We start from the raw sequence: 16,134 nt of genomic DNA, 5'->3' as shown, positions 1-16,134 counted from the left end.
CCAAGTCACGCCCGGCACCGACAAGCTGGAAGTGGACGGCAAGCCCGTCCAGCCCATCGCACAGGCCCCCTGCTACCTGCTGCTGAACAAACCCGTTCGCGTGGTGTCCACGGCCTACGATCCCGAAGGCCGGACCACGGTGCTCGATCTCGTCCCCGCGAAGTGGAAGGCCCGCCGCCTTTATCCCGCCGGGCGCCTCGACTTTTTCTCGGAAGGGCTTGTCCTGCTCACCGACGACGGTGAACTGACCAACCGGGTGGTGCATCCCCGGCATCACATGCCGCGCGTGTATCATGTGCTTATTCGGGGCGGGGTGTCCGACCGCGCCCTTGACGTCATGCGCAAGGGAATGACGCTTGCCGAGGGCGAGAAGCTCGCGCCCGTGGAAATCCGCGTCCTGCCGGGGCAGGTCCATGATCTGTCCGGTGTTTCCCGCAATGCCGAAGCCCCTGCGGGGCAGCGCGGCACCCTGCTCGAGATGACCCTGCATCAGGGCCTGAACCGCCAGATCCGCCGTATGTGCCGCGATCTGCATCTGACCATCCTCCGGCTCGTCCGCGTCGCGCAAGGCCCCTTGCGCCTCGGCGTCATGAAGCCCGGCGAAGCCCGCGAGCTGACCCCCGCCGAAGTGGCGGCTCTAAAAAAAGCTGTGGAGATGTAAGAGAAAATTGGAGGGGGGAGGGGAAAGTTTGCGGATCTTGCCTGAAAAACGTCATAACATACTTGTTCTTTTGATGAAGATTGTTTTTGACCTGTTTTCAGGATCTTGATTTGCAGCTCGCGGTATGGGAGACTTCTGCCTCCTGAAAAACAATGGGGCTTCCCCCCTTTAAAAAGGTCAAAAGTCTTGGGAAGGGAGAGGGGGCGGGGGAAGGAGAACCCTTCCTCAGAAGTTTTCCCCCCGTCCAAGCCTTTCCCCGGAGTCTCGCTATGCGCAATCCAGTCCCCAGAATCGCCGCGATCCACGATATGTCGGGTTTCGGGCGCACGTCGCTGACGGTGGCGATCCCGATCCTCTCCTGCATGGGCATACAGGTCTGCCCGATGCCCACGGCGGTGCTCTCCACGCACACGGTGGAATTCACGGACTATACACTGTGCGATCTCACCCCGGAACTGGGCGGCATCCTCGACCACTGGGAAAGGCTCGGCCTCCATTTCGACGGCGTATACTCCGGCTTCATGGCCTCCCCGGAACAGATGGATTCGGTGGCCCGGTGCATCCGCAACTGCCTCGCCCCCGGCGGGCTGGCGGTCGTGGATCCGGTGCTCGGGGACAACGGCATCCTTGATCCCACCATGACCCCGGAAATGGTGGAAAAAATGCGCTGGCTCATCTCCTGCGCCGACATCATCACCCCGAACATCACCGAAGTCGCCCTGCTCCTCGACGAGCCGTTCACGCCCCGGATCTCGCCTGAGGAAATCAAGGGCCGGCTGCGCCGCCTGTCCGCAATGGGGCCTCAAACCGTGGTCGCCACAAGCGTCCCCTTGCTGGAAGACGGCAGGGACCCCGGACACAATGCCTCGGTCATTGCCTACGAACGCGACGAGGACCGCTTTTGGCGCATCGACTGCGCCTACATCCCCGCCCACTACCCCGGCACGGGGGACACGTTCTCCAGCGTGCTCACGGGCAGCCTCATCCAGGGCGACAGCCTGTCCATCGCGCTGGATCGCGCCGTCCAGTTCGTCACCCTCGGTATCCGGGCCACGTTCGGGCAAGGGCTGCCCTCGCGCGAAGGCATCCTGCTGGAGCGCATCCTCGGCAGCCTGTTCGCGCCCGTCTCGGCCTGCAAATGCCGGATCATGGACGGGGACGGCTGCTGTAACCCGGTGCTCCCCTTCGAAGACTGACATGGGCTCCGCCTCCCGCCCCAAAGGCGCAAGATCAAAATCGCGGACGGCGGGACGCCCCGGACGCGAACGCTCCATCCGATACAACGGCATGGGACAAAGGATATGCTGATGACTACGGAACAATGCGGCCTGGACCAACTGCCCATTGGCCTTTTCGATTCCGGCGTGGGCGGCCTGACCGTCCTTGACGCCATGCGCCGCCTCATGCCCGGCGAGGATTACCTGTTCCTCGGAGACACCGCCCGCGTGCCCTACGGGGCCAAAAGCCAGAAAACGATTGTCCGCTACTCCCTTCAGGCCGCCGCCAAGCTCATCGGCCAGCGCATCAAGCTGTTGGTCATCGCCTGCAACACGGCCACCGCCGCCGCGCTTCCCGCCCTGCGCGAAACATGGCCCGACATGCCCATCATCGGCGTGATCGAGCCCGGTTCCCGCGCCGCCTGCGAAGCCTCGCCCTCCGGCGACATCGCGGTCATCGCCACCGAATCCACCATCCGCAGCGGGGCCTATGCCGAAGCCATCCTCCGCCGCCGCCCCGAAGCGCAGGTCCGCAGCCTCGCCTGCCCGCTGTTCGTGCCGCTGGCCGAAGAAGGCTGGTTCGACGGCCCCATCGCCGAAGGCGTGGTTTCACGCTACCTTGAGCCGCTGTTTGAGAAGTCTCCAGCGCCAGACTGCCTTGTGCTCGGCTGCACGCACTATCCCATGCTCGCCGCCGCCATCCGCAAGGTCGTCGGACCGGAAGTCCATATCGTGGATTCCGCGGCGACCACGGCCGAGGTGGTCAAGCGCCGCCTCGCCGACAAAGGGCTGGCCCACCCGCAGGCCGGGCGCACGGGGCGCATCCGTTTTTTCATCACCGACGACCCACAGCGGTTCACCCGCACGGGCAGCCTGTTCCTCAACATGACCATCACGGACAGCGACGTCCGGCTTGTGGATCTTGAAAACGTGCCCCTCCCCGACGCCGCCGAAACGCCAACACAAAGGAAACCATCATGAGTTACGCCCCCATTCCCATGGTCCCCGGCCCGGTCGCCCTGCACGAAGACGTCATTGCCGTTCTCGGCAGGGATTACGGATCGGGGCAGGTCGAATCCGATTTCCTGTGCCTTTACGACGCCGCCAGCCGCGGCATCGGCAAGCTCATGGGCACAAAGGACGATGTCGTCCTGATGACCGGTGAAGGTATGCTCGCCCTCTGGGGCGCGCTGAAAAGCTGCCTGAAACCCGGCGATCATGTGGTCAGCGTCGGTACCGGCGTCTTCGGGGACGGCATCGGCGAAATGGCCGAATCCTTCGGCTGCATCGTGGAAAAAGTATCCCTCCCTTATGATTGCAGCATCCGTGAAAGCGACCTCGCCGCCGTGGAGGAAGCCATCCGCCGCGTCAAGCCGGTCATGCTGACCGCCGTACATTGCGAGACGCCGTCCGGCACCCTGAACCCCATCGGGCTGCTCGGCAAGCTCAAGAAGGATCTCGGGGTGCCGCTGTTCTATGTGGACACGGTGGCGGGGCTCGGCGGGGCGCCCGTGCACATGGACGAATGGAACGTAGACCTGATGCTCGGCGGCTCCCAGAAGTGCCTGAGCTGCCCCCCAAGCATGAGCATGGTGGGCGTCAGCGACGCCGCATGGGAACGCATGAAGGAAGTAAACTATCAGGGCTACGACGCCATCCTGCCCTTCCGCACCGTGCGCACGGACGGGCGCTGCCCCTACACCCCGAACTGGCACGGCGTAGCCGCGCTGTACGCGGGGACGCAGGCCATCTTCAAGGAAGGCATGGACGCCGCGTTTGCCCGCCACGAAGCGGTAGCGGCCCAGTGCCGGGCTGGGCTCGCCGAACTCGGCATCAAGCTCTGGACGGCTCCCGACGCCGTCAACGCGCCGACCGTCACGGCGGCCATGATCCCCGACGGCTTTACGTGGCCGGAATGGAAAGAAGCCCTCCGCCGCCACGGGCTGATCTGTACCGGCAGTTTCGGCCCGATGGACGGCAAGGTCTTCCGCCTCGGACACATGGGCACGCAGGCCCAGCCGTACCTCATGGAACAGGCCCTCGACGCCATCGCCGCCACGCTGAAAAAATAGCCGGTCGAGACAAAACCCATTGGGGGAGGGCCCAGCCCTCCCCCTTTTTCTCCGTCCTTCCGATATCCCACACGCATTTCGGGGTACGCTCCGCAACGGAACATGTCGGTATGAAACCTCTTTCCCCAACGAAGCCCTTTCAAAGGATTCGTTAGCGTGAAAAGCTTTGGAGAGGGAAAGATTCGCACCGGCAGGTCCGGGGAAGGGGAAAAAGTGGGGCCCCCTTTCTTCAGAAAAGTCTTTCCTCCCTTCCCCAATCTTCCCTCTCATTTCCAAAACAACTTGCGCCATGCCGACGAAACAGCCGATGCCGCCCGTCCCCCCGCTTCAGCCGCTCCTGTTCTGGGAAACCAGCGTCTTGCTGTTCGTCGCGGGAATCGTCACGGCACGTTTTCCGGTTCCGGCTCTGACGGCCTGCGCCTTGTTCGCATGGACGGACAGCCGGACGCGCCGCCCTCTCTGCTGCCTGCTGGCGGCTGCGTGCGTCATCACAGGCTGGTGGATCGGCGAAAGGTCCGTTCCCCGCGTCCCCCAAGAGTACCCGGCATGGCTGGAAAAGAGCCTGTCCTCACGGCGGGCCGTCACCGTGAAAGGCGTGATCGTCGGTTCCCGCGGCTTGCCGGATCAGCGTCTGCAAATCATTCTGGACGATGTGGGCCCCGCCGAAAAGGAACCGCTTCCCGGCAGGCTGGCACTGACATGGCAGGACATGCCCGACGCACCTCGTCCCTTACCGGGGCAACGGATAACCGCAAACCTGAAAATCCGCCCGGTTCACGGTTTCCGCAACCAAGGCGCGTGGAACAGTGAAGACTACTGGCATCGCCAAGGCGTTTTCTTTCAGGCGTGGGCCAAACAGGATGACGCCGCCATCCGTACATCCGGCACGCCTTCCGCCGGAGCCGAACTACGGGAGCTCCTGCGCCAGCGTGTCGCCGCCGCGCTGGATCCGCCGGAAGAAAACGGCCTCCGTACACTGTTCCCTTCCAGTACGGACAGAAACACTTCCCGGCAGACGGCCCTGCCATCCCAAAACGCTTGGAGCGAACCGCCTTCAACCCCACGGAGGGAGAACCTCCCGCCCGCTCCTGAGCAGATTGAGGAGGTACAGATTGGAGATGTTCGGGAACATTCCGGTTCACCTGCGTACTCCACAGTACCGGCGGATACGAGGCGCTTTTCAAGAGCGCGGGACGGCGGCTCTTCCATCATCCCGGCCTTGCTGTTCGGGGATCGCTATGGGCTCAACACGCCGGACATGGAACGCATCAACGCGGCGGGGCTGACACACAGCCTCGCCCTGTCCGGACAGCACCTTGCCGTCGTCGGCCTGGGCGCGTTGGCGCTCACCGGGATGGTGGGGCTCCTCGCGCCGGGGCTGTTCCTGCGTTTTCCGGCCTACAGCCTCATCGGGCTCCTGAGCCTGCCGCTGGCCTCCGCCTATTTATGGCTCGGCGATGCGCCGCCTTCGTTGGTTCGGGCCGCCCTGATGCTCGCCATTGTTTGCCTGCTGCGCTGCGTGCCCGATCTGCTTCCCGAGCGTTTCCGCCGGAACCTGCGCCCGGCCTTCACATTTGCCGATGTGCTCCTGCTTGCCCTGCTCTGCATGGTTCTGGCCGATCCCCTGTGCCTGTACGATCTGGGCGTGCAGCTCTCTTTTTCGGCGGTGGCGGGAATCGCGCTTTGTTCCCCGTGGCTCAGCAAACTCTGGAACGACGGCCCGTTATCCTTCTCGCCGCTCAAAGTCCTGCAAGACGGGCTCTCGCCCATGCGTGCCGCCGGGAGCCGTTTCATCCGGCTTCTCTGGCTGACCCTCGGCTGTTCCGTCGCCGCGCAGCTCGCCACCCTCCCCCTCGTGCTGGATGCCTTCGGGCGCTCGACCCTCTGGTTCCCGATCAACCTGCTCTGGCTTCCGGCGCTCGGTTTCATCGTCCTGCCGCTGTCGTTCCTCGGGCTTATCGCCGCGGCAGCCGGATTGGAACAGGCAGCCGGTTTCCTGCTCCATCTGGCGAACATTCCTTGCGAGGCCCTTCTGCATAGCCTGCGCTGGCTGCAAGCGCACGCGGGGCTGGATCTGTTCGTATCCCCTCGCCCGCACTGGACCGCCATCCTTGGCTTCGGCGCGATCGCCGTGGCACTGGCCATACGCATACATCGGGATCATTTCCCACACGCGGCGAAACGCCTTCTGATCTCCGGTGCGCTCCTGCTTTCCGTCGGGCCGTTGCTCTGGGTCCACGCCTTCTTTGAGCCCAAAATTTCCCTCAGGGTGCTGGATGTCGGACAGGGGCAAGCCGTGCTTCTGGAATGGCCCCACGGAGGGAGGGCGATGGTGGACGGCGGCGGGCTGTTTTCCGACCGTTTCGACGTGGGCCGTGATCTCGTTTCCCCGGTGCTTACCGCCAACAACCTGCCCCGGCTGGACTTCATCGCCGTAACGCATCCCGACCGGGATCACCTCAAAGGCTTGCTGTTCATCGCGGACAATTATGCGATAAAAAAGGCCTATACCGCTCCGCTTGAAGGCATCGACACGCCGCGGCAGGGATCGCCCCGGCCTCTCTCCGAAGCGTTCACCGCCATCCTTGCTTCGCGCGGTATTCCCCGTCATACTTTGGGCGCGGGAAACGTGCTCCCCCTTGCGGACGGACTGGCGCTTGAGGTGCTGGCCCCGGCCCCCGGCGTGACGCCTTCCGGCAATGACGGGCTGGTGTTCCGGCTTGTCCTCAACGGGCACGGCCTCGCCTTGCTGCCCGGAGATGCCGAAGCCCCATACCTGCGGGCGTTGTTGCGGAGTGGCGCGGACCTCTCGGCGGACGTGCTCGTCCTGCCTCACCACGGTTCCGCAGGCAGCCTTGTCCCGGCTCTGTACGACGCGGTGTCTCCAAAGCTGGCCATCGCCAGCGCCGGAGCGTACAACCCGTACCGGCTTCCCTCCCGGAAAGTCCGCGATGCATTGGAATGGCGGAATATTCCGCTTCACATCACCGGTGATGAAGGCGAAATTGCCGTCCATTGGGATCTGAAAAAGAATGCGGGGAAGAAAAACATTCTTCAAGAAGGCTTTCCTCCTCCGCGCCCTCATCTCTCCCAATATGCCCAACCGATGGGGAGGGCACTCGAAGGCTCTCCCGCCGGAAACACGGAATGAAACGGCATCATCCCATTACCCCCAAAAGACCGTTGGAGGCGGGGAACGGGTACGAGGCAGGCAGAAAAGCATTCTCCAGAAAGCCCCTTCCCGATTTGAGCCTCCAATCATAAGGATAAGCAGTGCGACTGACGGCAACGCATAAAATGGGCATAGCGGCCCTGATCATGGCGGGCAGCGTGTTCCTGTCCCGGCTCATGGGGCTGGTACGGGATAAGGTGGTTTCGTGGCAATTCGGGGCGGGTGCGGAATCGGACGTCTATTTCGCGGCCTTTGTGGTCCCCGACTTCCTCAATTACCTGCTCGCGGGCGGTTATATCTCGATCACGCTGATCCCTTTGCTTTCCAAGCGGTTCGAGGAGGACGAGGCAGACGGCTGGCGGTTCTTCTCGGCGGTGTTCTGGTGGGCGGCCCTCGGCATAGCCGCCCTGACCGCCGTGGCATGGATCTTCGCTCCGGAACTCGCCCGGATCGTCGGGCCGGGATTTTCCCCGGAAAAACAGGCCCGGCTGGCCCACTTCCTGCGCATCATCCTGCCCGCACAGGTCTTCTTCCTGCCCGGCGCGTGCGTGTCCGCCCTGCTCTATATCCGCAAGCAATTCCTGGCCCCCGCGCTCACACCGCTCATCTACAACGGCTGCATCATCGCGGGAGGCCTCCTCGTGACCGGGCGGGGCATGGAAGGCTTCTGCTGGGGCGTCCTGTTCGGCGCGGCCCTCGGATCGTTCCTGCTGCCTGTCGTGGCGGCCCGCTCCTCCGGCTCCCCTCTGCCCGAAGGCATACCCGCCGGGCTGCGGCTTTGCTTCACCCTGCGCCACCCGCTCCTCAAACGGCTTCTCCTGCTGGCCCTGCCGCTCATGCTCGGCGTGTCCATTGTGGCCATGGATGAGCAGTTCGTGCGTATTTTCGGCTCTATGGCGGGCGAGGGGGCGGTAAGCCTCCTGAGCTATGCCCGGCGCATCATGCTTGTCCCCGTGGGCGTGGTGGCGCAGGCCGCGGGAGTGGCGTCCTTCCCGTTCCTCGCCGCGCTGGCGGCCCGGGGCGACGACGCCGGATTCGACAAGACCCTTGGCACGGCCCTGCGCGGGAGTATGCTCGTGGTCATCCCGCTCACGGCCTATATGATGGCCGTTGCCCTGCCCACGCTCGGATTCATCTTTGAAGGCGGGCGCTTCTCCGCCGAGGAAACCATCCTCGCCGCGCCGCTGCTCCAGATACTGCTCCTTTCAGTCCCCTTCTGGGTCGTACAGCAGGTTATCGGGAGAGCTTTCTACGCCCGTCAGAACACCCTCACCCCGGCCATTGTAGGCACTGTGGCGACCCTCGCCGCCCTCCCCGTCTATCCGCTCGCGGTAAAGCTCTGGGGCGCGTTCGGCGTTGCCATGCTGACGACGCTCTGCCTCTTCGTTTACACCCTTGCCCTATCGTGGTTCTGGATCCGCAAGCACGGCACGGGGGCGTTCGACGGCATGGGGCATCTGCTCCTCAAAGGATTCCTGCTGGTCCTGCCCGGCACGCTGCTGGCCTTTTTCGCGGTCTACGGGCTTCCCGGCCGTCTGCCCCTCTGGTTCCCCTCCCTGTACGCCTATCTGCCCGCAGCCATGCGCCACGCCGTCATATGCGGCATTGCCGGGGTCATCTTCGCCATTCCTTATCTTCTGCTCGCCAAGCTGTTCATGCCTGAGGCGCTGTCCTTAAGAAGGAGAAGGTAGGGATTGAAGATTGGAGGGGGGAGGGGAACCCTTCTGGAGAAGGGTTCCCCTCCCCCCTCCAAACCTCCCCCTCCCCAATGTTCCTCCACCTTTTACTTAAAACCCGATGGTCTTGCTTTCCCCCCACGTAATCGCCGGATGCTTGGGATCGGCGTTCCAGAGGGCTTCCCGCACGGTCATCTTCCGGGCGTCGGTATCAATGCTCACCACCTGAAAGGAAAGGAGCTTCTCGTCCTTGCTGGACGCATTGCCCTTCATGGGAGAATCCACGCGGAACACGGGCATGGCGATGTCGTTGTCCGGGCCGCCCCACGTGTAGAACTCGTTGTAATTCTCGTTGCCGTGGAAATACGCAACGATGGAGGGATGCTTCTTGAGGAACGCCGCAAGCTCCCGGTGTTCCTTGACCGGGACTTCCTTGGCCTTTTGAACGCTGGATACGTCGGAAACCAGATTCTCGAACTTGTCCTTGGCGTTGATGTCCCCGGAACCGTTGGGATTGATGAGGTGCTTGGCTTCAATATCCGGCTGATCATGGGTGAACAACAGCACCGGCTTTCCGGAAGGGACGTTGACCAATTGCGCGTCGAGCCATGCCCGAGCCGCGCTGTCGGGCCACATCTGCACGAAAAGCAGACGCACGCCGCCGTATTCCCGGTTCAGGAACACCTTGTCCCGCTTGGCGTCAAAGGCTTCGGGCGCCAGCGAAGTGTTGTTCGCGCGATTGTACATGGCGAGTAAAGAGCCGTTGTCCTTCGCCGGGGCCATCGCCTTGTAGAACCCCACAGCGTTGGTCACGTCGTGGTTGCCGGGAATGGCCAGCACTTCAGCCGCCTTCCCCGCACGGTCCTTGAGCGAAACGCCGTTGATATACTGCTTCTCGAACAGGGTCCAGCACTCCGTGGCGGAGGGGATCAGGCGCTCGTCGGTCCCTTCCATGCGGTTGGCGATGTCACCGGTGGAAATCACCGCATCGGCCCACTGCACGGGCTGTCCGGCCCGGACGCCGCCGTCCTCGGGAAGCGTGATCCCGGGAAGCGTATTGATGGCCTGCACCATCGCTGCGTTGACTTCGCGGGAGGAAACTTTGTCCAGCCCACGGAATGTCTTACGGGTGATCCCGTAATGCTGGTCAGAGGTATAGACAAACTGAACCAGCTCGGCCCGTGCCGGAGCCAGCAGGCTCATCAGCAGAAGCAGTGCGACCACGGCACCCATGAGGCCCTTGTTCAACAGCCTGCCGGAAAGTCGATACGTCATTTTCATTCTCCGAATAAAAGTTTGGCCCGTCTAGAGACAGGCCCAACTGATACGCCGCTTCCGTGACGCCTTGGCGAATGGACGGATACAATTCCATGAAGGACGAAATAAAGACCCTCCCCCGTTTGGACGGAGGAGGGAAACTTACTCCGCCACGTATCCCTGGGCCTCCGCAAGGCCGAGAATCGTATTGGCGTAGATATCTATACGGTTATAGGTTTTGATGACCTTCTGCTTCTGGGCGCGGGTCGCCGCCTTGTTCCAGCCGTGCTGCGCGAGGTAGTTGGAGAGGCTCGCCACGGCGTCGGGCACGGTAAACAGGTTCACCACGCCGTCCCCGTTGCCGTCGGCTCCGTAGTGGCTGATATTCGTGGGCATGAACTGGCACAGCCCGATAGCCCCGTAAATGGAACCCGGCATGGCCAGCGCGTCCTCGCCGGACGAGCGGATATTCTTGAGCAGAGCGACCAGTTCCTTGTAGGCCCAGTCCGAACGCTGCTCCATGCGCTGCTGAATCCAGCTTTGGCGATCGGCCGCTGTGGAGCCGGGAAGCTGCGCCACATACGTGGAAATGGCCTCGGGCCGCCGGGATGAGGCCATGCTCGCCAGCGTGTAGAACGCCTTCTCCTTGCCCAAGAACGTGCCGAGGCGGGTTTCCACGAACAGGAGCGACACGGAAATCTGGCGCGGCACGCCGAACGTCCGTTCGGCATAATCGAAGGCGGGCTTGTTGGCCTCAAGGAAGGCCCGGCATTTCTCCACGTTCTCGGCGGTGATCACGCCGGGATAGACCAGCGGCTTGGGCCGGGCGGGCGTTGTGGGCTTTGAGGACGGCGGCGTGGGTTTCGGCTTGGGGGCGAAGGCCTTGGTATACAGCTCCTTGATCTTGCGGCCCATGGGGTCCTGCGACGGCGTGCCCATTGAGGCGAAGAGCGCCGGCAAATCCGGGCCGTCCAGACCGTCGGCACGCAAGCGCTGGTACAGGGGCAGCCATGCCGAGGGGATCGCGCCGTTCGTGTACGACCCCTGATAGGACGGATATTGAGGCGGCTGCACTTGCACACCAGATTGCGCGTACACGATCCGGTTCTGCGCGCACCCCGATCCAGCCAACGCCAGCAAAAGCAAAACGGCGCTCAAAGTACGCCGCATCACGGAACTCTCCAAAACACTCTCCTGTTTTTGCATTGAATAGGGAAACGACCCTCTTCAAAAAAGACGGCTCACCACGTCCTTCTAAACGTTATCCGCCCCCCTTCCAATCCTCCCAGTCCATAAAATCCCTGCTCCCGGCCTCTCCGCAGGCCCAAAAGACCAACAGGGAAAGCCGCGAACAGGGATTCGATAAACGTGAAGTTTTGCGGGCGGGGGTCCGGGGGAGGACGCTTCTTTCAAAAAGCGCCCTCCCCCGGTTATGCTTTACACATTCTGCAACACCCAGGACACCCTGCCGAGGATACGCCCCGGGCAGTCCTGAGGGAGCAACGCCACGCCGGGGTGGGCGGGCTGTTCCGTCCTCAGGATGAAACGGTCATGATCGCCGTCGAGGAACAGGCGCTTAAGCGCCACGCCCTCATGCGGCATGTATACGGCGTACACTTCGCCGGAAATGGGGTGCGTACGCGAGGTATCCACCCCGACATAAGCCCCGCGGCGGACCAGCGGGGAAAACGAATCCGATTCGATATGAAACACGAGCGTCTGCGCATTGACATAGGACTGCGGCAGGGCAATCTTGCCCGAAGTCTGCAAATCCGGGGCGGGATGCCCCTCTTCATACGCGCATTGCGTCGAATAGACCTTAGTCAGCGTGCTGATGGCGTTGGGGTCCGCATAGTGGGCCGGTTCCTCGTGGAACCCTTCCGGCGGGCCTTCGACCGGCGTGTATACCTGATCGATCTTCAGGAACATCGGGCCGGTGCCGCTCTTGATCCAATCGGGGTTGAGCCCGAACTTTTCGAACAGTTTCATGTACCAGTCGGAAGGGATCGAATTCCGACGCTTCGCATCCGAAATGCTTGACTGCCGTATTTCAAGCACGGCGGCCAGTTCCGTTTGGGTTCTGGCATTCGTCGCACAACGGATGCGGTCATAAACTTCCTGAAAAAACGTCATTGAAAAACTCCATACCCCCGGGGTTATCTGATGGGGGCGAGGAAAGGGTCATCGTTCGTAATCACAATGCGGGAATTTTGCTCGAAGCTCTTCTTGAGCGCTTCAAGCCCGCGCTGAAACTTATAGAAGTCCGGGGCGCGGGAAAAAGCTTCCGCAAAAACCCGTGCCGCCGTCGCATCGCCCTCACCACGGATGACGGATGAACGGCGGTTGGCCTCTGCCAGTATCACTGCCCGTTCCCTGTCTGCTTCGGAACGGAGTTTTGTCGCTTCTTCGACACCTTCGGAGCGGTACTGCTTGGCCTGGCGCTCGCGTTCGGCCCGCATCCTTCCGAAAATGGCCCGCTGGTTTTCGGCGGGCAGGTCGGTGCGCTTGATGCGCACGTCAACAACTTCAATACCATACTCTTTCATGATGTCCGAAGCGCGGCGGGTCACGTCGGCCATGATACCGCTGCGTTTGCTCGAGACGACCTCGGTCAGGCTGTGCCGACCAACCTGGGCGCGCAACTGGGAGTACACGACGTCATCAAGGCGGGCCTGGGCTCCCGGTATCGTGCGCACCGATCTGTAGAACTGCAAGGGATCGATGATCCGCCAACGAGCGTAGTTATCGAGAACTATAGCTTTTTTGTCGCTGGTCAAGGCCTCTGCGGCCCTTGCCTCATAATCTAATACGCGCGCGTCGAAACGCACGACGGTTTGGATGAGCGGAATCTTGAAATGCAGGCCCGGCCCGAACACCTTGTCCACGGGATCGCCGAGCTGGATCACCAGCGCCTTTTCCGTCTGGTTGACGATAAAGATGCTCTGGGAGCCGATCAGAACCAGAATGATGATCAGGCCGATCAGAAAGGGAAAACGCTTTTCCATCAGTTATTCCCCCTCGGTCTGCTCAGGGTTGCTTCCGGAAGCTGGGTCCCGGAAGGTTGTTCTTGGGGCGCAATCTTCCCGGCGGACGGGGCGGATTGCATGAGCGGCAACAGCGGCAGCACGCGATCGGCGGCGTCCTTCGGGAGAACGAGCTTTTCCATGCCGGGACGGCTGAGAATTTCTTCCATAGCTTCAAGATACATGCGCTGCTTCGTGACGTCCTTGGCCTGCTCGTACTCCTTGAGGAGCGCGAGGAAGCGGTCGGCTTCGCCCTCGGCGTTGCGGATACGGGTTTCCTTGTAGGCCTGCGCCTGGTTCTCCACCTCGGCGGCGAGGCCGCGCGCCTTGGGGATGAGCTCGTTGCGGTAGGCTTCGGCTTCGTTGATGATGCGGCTCTTGTCCTCGCGGGCGCTGGCGACGTCCTTGAAGGCGTCGCTGACTTCCTTGGGCGGGTGGACGTCCTGAAGCTGGACAGCTATGACGCGCACGCCGACCTTGTAACGGTCTAGGATTTCCTGCAGAAGCTGCGTGGCTTCCGTCTGGATCTGGAGCTTGCCGTCCGTCAGCGCGGAGTCGATGAGGCTGTTGCCGATGACTTCGCGCATGGCGGCTTCCGCGGCGTTTTTGACCACGGCGGCCTGATCCGTCACATTGAACAGATATTCCACCGGATTCTTGATCTGGTACTGGACGCTGAACTGTACGTTGACGATGTTTTCGTCGCCCGTGAGCATACCGGACTCTTCGGGCAGGGAACGGTTCGCACCCTGCTGGAAGGTGCGGCCCTGTCCTACGGAGCGGAAGCCCACTTCCACACGCTGGACTTGCGTGACTTTGGGCTTGTAGACGGTTTCTATGGGAAAGGGCAGCGCATAATGCGGGCCGGCTCCGACCGTGCGGTCGTATTTGCCGAAGCGCAGGACTACGCCCTCTTCATCGGGATTGACGATATAGATGCCGGAAAGCAGCCATACGGCGACGAGCGCGACAAGGATCCATTTGACCTTGCCGCCGGCGGGCGCGGAGAGATGGGGCAGGCGCTTGAAGGCGTCGGAGAACTTCTCGTAGTCCGGCCCCTTGCCGCCGCCGTTGCCGCTCCCACTGCCGAAAGGCGGCTCTTCGTCGTTCTTATTGTTATTATTGTTGTTACTACTGTTGTTACTGCTGTTACCCCAGTTCTGCCTCTGCCGTTTCTCTTGGAGCTTGTCCCAGTCCCAGTTCATCAAGATTCCTTATATGGCCAGAAAAACTCCTCCGTGCCGGAACATGCGGGTCGCACCGGCACAGGCCGGGCATCGCACGTCCCCTTCGGAGGGGGGCAAATCCATCCGGGCGCAGGCGGGATCCGTCCGTTCCGGGATTGCCTGCCAAATGGATTCAGAGTTTACAAAATATAGGTCATCCTGCACAGACGGTCAAGTTCATTTAGTTTTTTTCTTCCAAGAACGCGACTTTCGCCGTTCTAACGACCAGAAGACACGCACTATCCCGTTGCCGTCCGCCAAGCCTTTTTCCTTCTCATTTGCGGGCGGAGGGGGTGTCTGCTATAAAAAGGGCTGCGGCCACTCCAATCTCAAACGCATCAAGGCCGCATCATATGAAAACCGGCCGATACGGTTCTTTATGCACTCAACGCCTCTCTTTTTCTAACATCTCGTACACACTTTGCACGCCTTACAACGGGCACACCCGGAGGAAAAAAATGAACGCAGGCAACGTATTTCGCGCTTATGATATTCGCGGCGTCGTGGACAAGGATTTCAACGCCGAATGGGTAACCCATCTCGGGAAAGCCTGCGGCACCTATCTGGCCGGCAGGGGCATCAGCAGCGCGGTCATCGGCTATGACTGCCGCCACTCCTCGCCCGCGTATCACGACGCACTTGTGGAGGGCATCCTGTCCACCGGGACCGATGTGATCAGCATCGGCATGGTCCCCACTCCCGCGCTCTATTTTGCGGTCAAGCACCTCAACCGGCAGGGCGGCGTCATGATCACCGCCAGCCACAACCCGCCGGAATACAATGGATTCAAGGTATGGGCCGGACAGTCCACCATTCACGGCGAAGAAATCCAAAAGATCAAGGCCATATTTGAGGAGGGCGCCTTCGCCGAGGGCACGGGAACGGCTTCGCGCATCGATATCATCCCCACGTACAAACAAGATATCCTCAGCCGCTTCAAGCTGGCCCGCCCGGTCAAAGTGGTGCTCGACGGCGGCAACGGCGCGGGCGGCGAAATCTGCGCGGACATCCTCACCAAACTCGGCGCAACGGTCATCCCCATGTTCTGCGAGCCGGACGGCGATTTCCCCAACCACCACCCCGATCCCGTCGTAGAAGCCAATATGCAGGCTCTCATGGCCCGCGTGAAGGAAGAAAAGGCCGATCTCGGCATCGGGCTGGATGGTGACGCCGACCGCCTCGGTATCGTCGATCCCGACGGGCGCCTGCTTTTCGGCGATGAAGTCCTGTCCCTCTACGCCCGTGAGCTGCTGACCCGCAAGCCCGGCTCCACGGTCATCGCGGACGTGAAGTGCTCCAGCCGCCTTTTCAACGACATCAAGGCGCACGGCGGCACCCCCATGATGTGGACCACCGGGCACTCCATCATCAAGGCCAAGATGCAGGAAGTCGGCGCACCGCTCGCCGGTGAAATGTCCGGCCACATGTTCTTTGCCGACAACTGGTACGGCTTCGACGACGCAATCTATGGTTCGGCCCGGTTTGTGGCCCTCTTTTCGGCGCAGGACAAGCCCATGACCGAACTCCCCGGCTGGCCCGCGTCCTTCGCCACCCGCGAAATCAACATTCCCTGCCCGGACAATGCCAAATTTGCCGTTGTCGAGAAGGTCAAGGCCCATTTCCGCGCCCTTTACGACACCATCGAGCTGGACGGCGCCCGCGTGAATTTCCCCCACGGCTGGGGGCTTGTCCGCGCGTCCAACACCCAGCCCGTCCTCGTCACCCGCTTCGAAGCGGACAGTGCCGAGGCCCTCGCCGCCATCCGCGAAGAGATGGAAACCCCGCTGAAAAAGTGGATTGAGGAAGCCGAGTAAGAAACGAAATTGGGGA

Annotated in this window: 12 protein-coding genes; 7 read left to right on the top strand and 5 right to left on the bottom strand. The window is 62.0% G+C overall.

The genetic code is table 11. From position 1 onward, the window contains the following. From HMPREF0178_RS08805 to murJ, 6 genes are all read left to right on the top strand, one after another. Positions 1 to 661, top strand: a 661-nt coding sequence (locus HMPREF0178_RS08805) for a pseudouridine synthase (protein WP_009380231.1), incomplete at its 5' end; no start/stop codon positions are given. Between the two features lie 269 nt (positions 662 to 930). Continuing rightward, positions 931 to 1,857: a pyridoxamine kinase gene (locus tag HMPREF0178_RS08800; protein WP_009380227.1), complete on the top strand. Its 927-nt coding sequence runs from the start codon at positions 931 to 933 to the stop codon at positions 1,855 to 1,857. A gap of 111 nt (positions 1,858 to 1,968) precedes the next feature. Next, complete coding sequence (murI, locus tag HMPREF0178_RS08795; RefSeq protein WP_009380226.1) at positions 1,969 to 2,859, top strand: glutamate racemase; 891 nt, start codon at positions 1,969 to 1,971, stop codon at positions 2,857 to 2,859. After that, positions 2,856 to 3,950, top strand: a complete 1,095-nt coding sequence (locus HMPREF0178_RS08790) for an alanine--glyoxylate aminotransferase family protein (protein ID WP_009380225.1) — start codon at positions 2,856 to 2,858, stop codon at positions 3,948 to 3,950. Before murI ends, HMPREF0178_RS08790 begins: the two co-directional genes overlap by 4 nt. A 289-nt stretch (positions 3,951 to 4,239) precedes the next feature. Next, entirely contained in the window at positions 4,240 to 7,101 is a 2,862-nt protein-coding gene (locus tag HMPREF0178_RS08785) for a ComEC/Rec2 family competence protein (RefSeq protein WP_009380224.1), read from the top strand. 122 nt (positions 7,102 to 7,223) lie between these two features. Then, positions 7,224 to 8,813 carry a murein biosynthesis integral membrane protein MurJ gene (murJ, locus tag HMPREF0178_RS08780; protein ID WP_009380223.1) on the top strand — a complete coding sequence of 530 codons (1,590 nt, stop codon included), beginning with the start codon at positions 7,224 to 7,226 and terminating at the stop codon, positions 8,811 to 8,813. Between the two features lie 96 nt (positions 8,814 to 8,909). On the opposite strand, the gene HMPREF0178_RS08775 is transcribed toward murJ, so the two are convergent. The 5 genes from HMPREF0178_RS08775 to hflK all read right to left on the bottom strand — a co-directional run bounded on the left by HMPREF0178_RS08775 (position 8,910) and on the right by hflK (position 14,283). Further along, positions 8,910 to 10,073: a metallophosphoesterase gene (locus HMPREF0178_RS08775; RefSeq protein ID WP_009380222.1), complete on the bottom strand. Its 1,164-nt coding sequence runs from the start codon at positions 10,071 to 10,073 to the stop codon at positions 8,910 to 8,912. A 144-nt stretch (positions 10,074 to 10,217) separates the two neighbouring features. After that, positions 10,218 to 11,225, bottom strand: a complete 1,008-nt coding sequence (locus HMPREF0178_RS08770) for a lytic murein transglycosylase (protein WP_009380221.1) — start codon at positions 11,223 to 11,225, stop codon at positions 10,218 to 10,220. Positions 11,226 to 11,492: 267 nt separating this feature from the next. Next, positions 11,493 to 12,188, bottom strand: a complete 696-nt coding sequence (locus HMPREF0178_RS08765) for a helix-turn-helix domain-containing protein (protein WP_005028172.1) — start codon at positions 12,186 to 12,188, stop codon at positions 11,493 to 11,495. A 23-nt stretch (positions 12,189 to 12,211) separates the two neighbouring features. Continuing rightward, a complete protein-coding gene (hflC, locus tag HMPREF0178_RS08760) occupies positions 12,212 to 13,060 on the bottom strand; it encodes a protease modulator HflC (RefSeq protein WP_009380220.1) in 849 nt (282 codons plus the stop codon). Next, a complete protein-coding gene (gene hflK, locus HMPREF0178_RS08755; protein WP_009380219.1) occupies positions 13,060 to 14,283 on the bottom strand; it encodes an FtsH protease activity modulator HflK in 1,224 nt (407 codons plus the stop codon). Before hflK ends, hflC begins: the two co-directional genes overlap by 1 nt. Before the next feature lie 479 nt (positions 14,284 to 14,762). Between hflK and HMPREF0178_RS08750 the strand changes: the two genes are divergently transcribed. Further along, complete coding sequence (locus HMPREF0178_RS08750) at positions 14,763 to 16,118, top strand: phosphomannomutase/phosphoglucomutase (protein ID WP_009380218.1); 1,356 nt, start codon at positions 14,763 to 14,765, stop codon at positions 16,116 to 16,118. The last annotated feature ends 16 nt before the right edge of the window (positions 16,119 to 16,134 follow it).

Source organism: Bilophila sp. 4_1_30, from assembly GCF_000224655.1.
In the GTDB taxonomy this organism is placed as follows: Bacteria; Desulfobacterota; Desulfovibrionia; order Desulfovibrionales; family Desulfovibrionaceae; genus Bilophila; species Bilophila wadsworthia.
The sequence above is the reverse complement of the archived record's forward strand: the minus strand, read 5'-3'. Positions and strand labels throughout refer to the sequence as shown.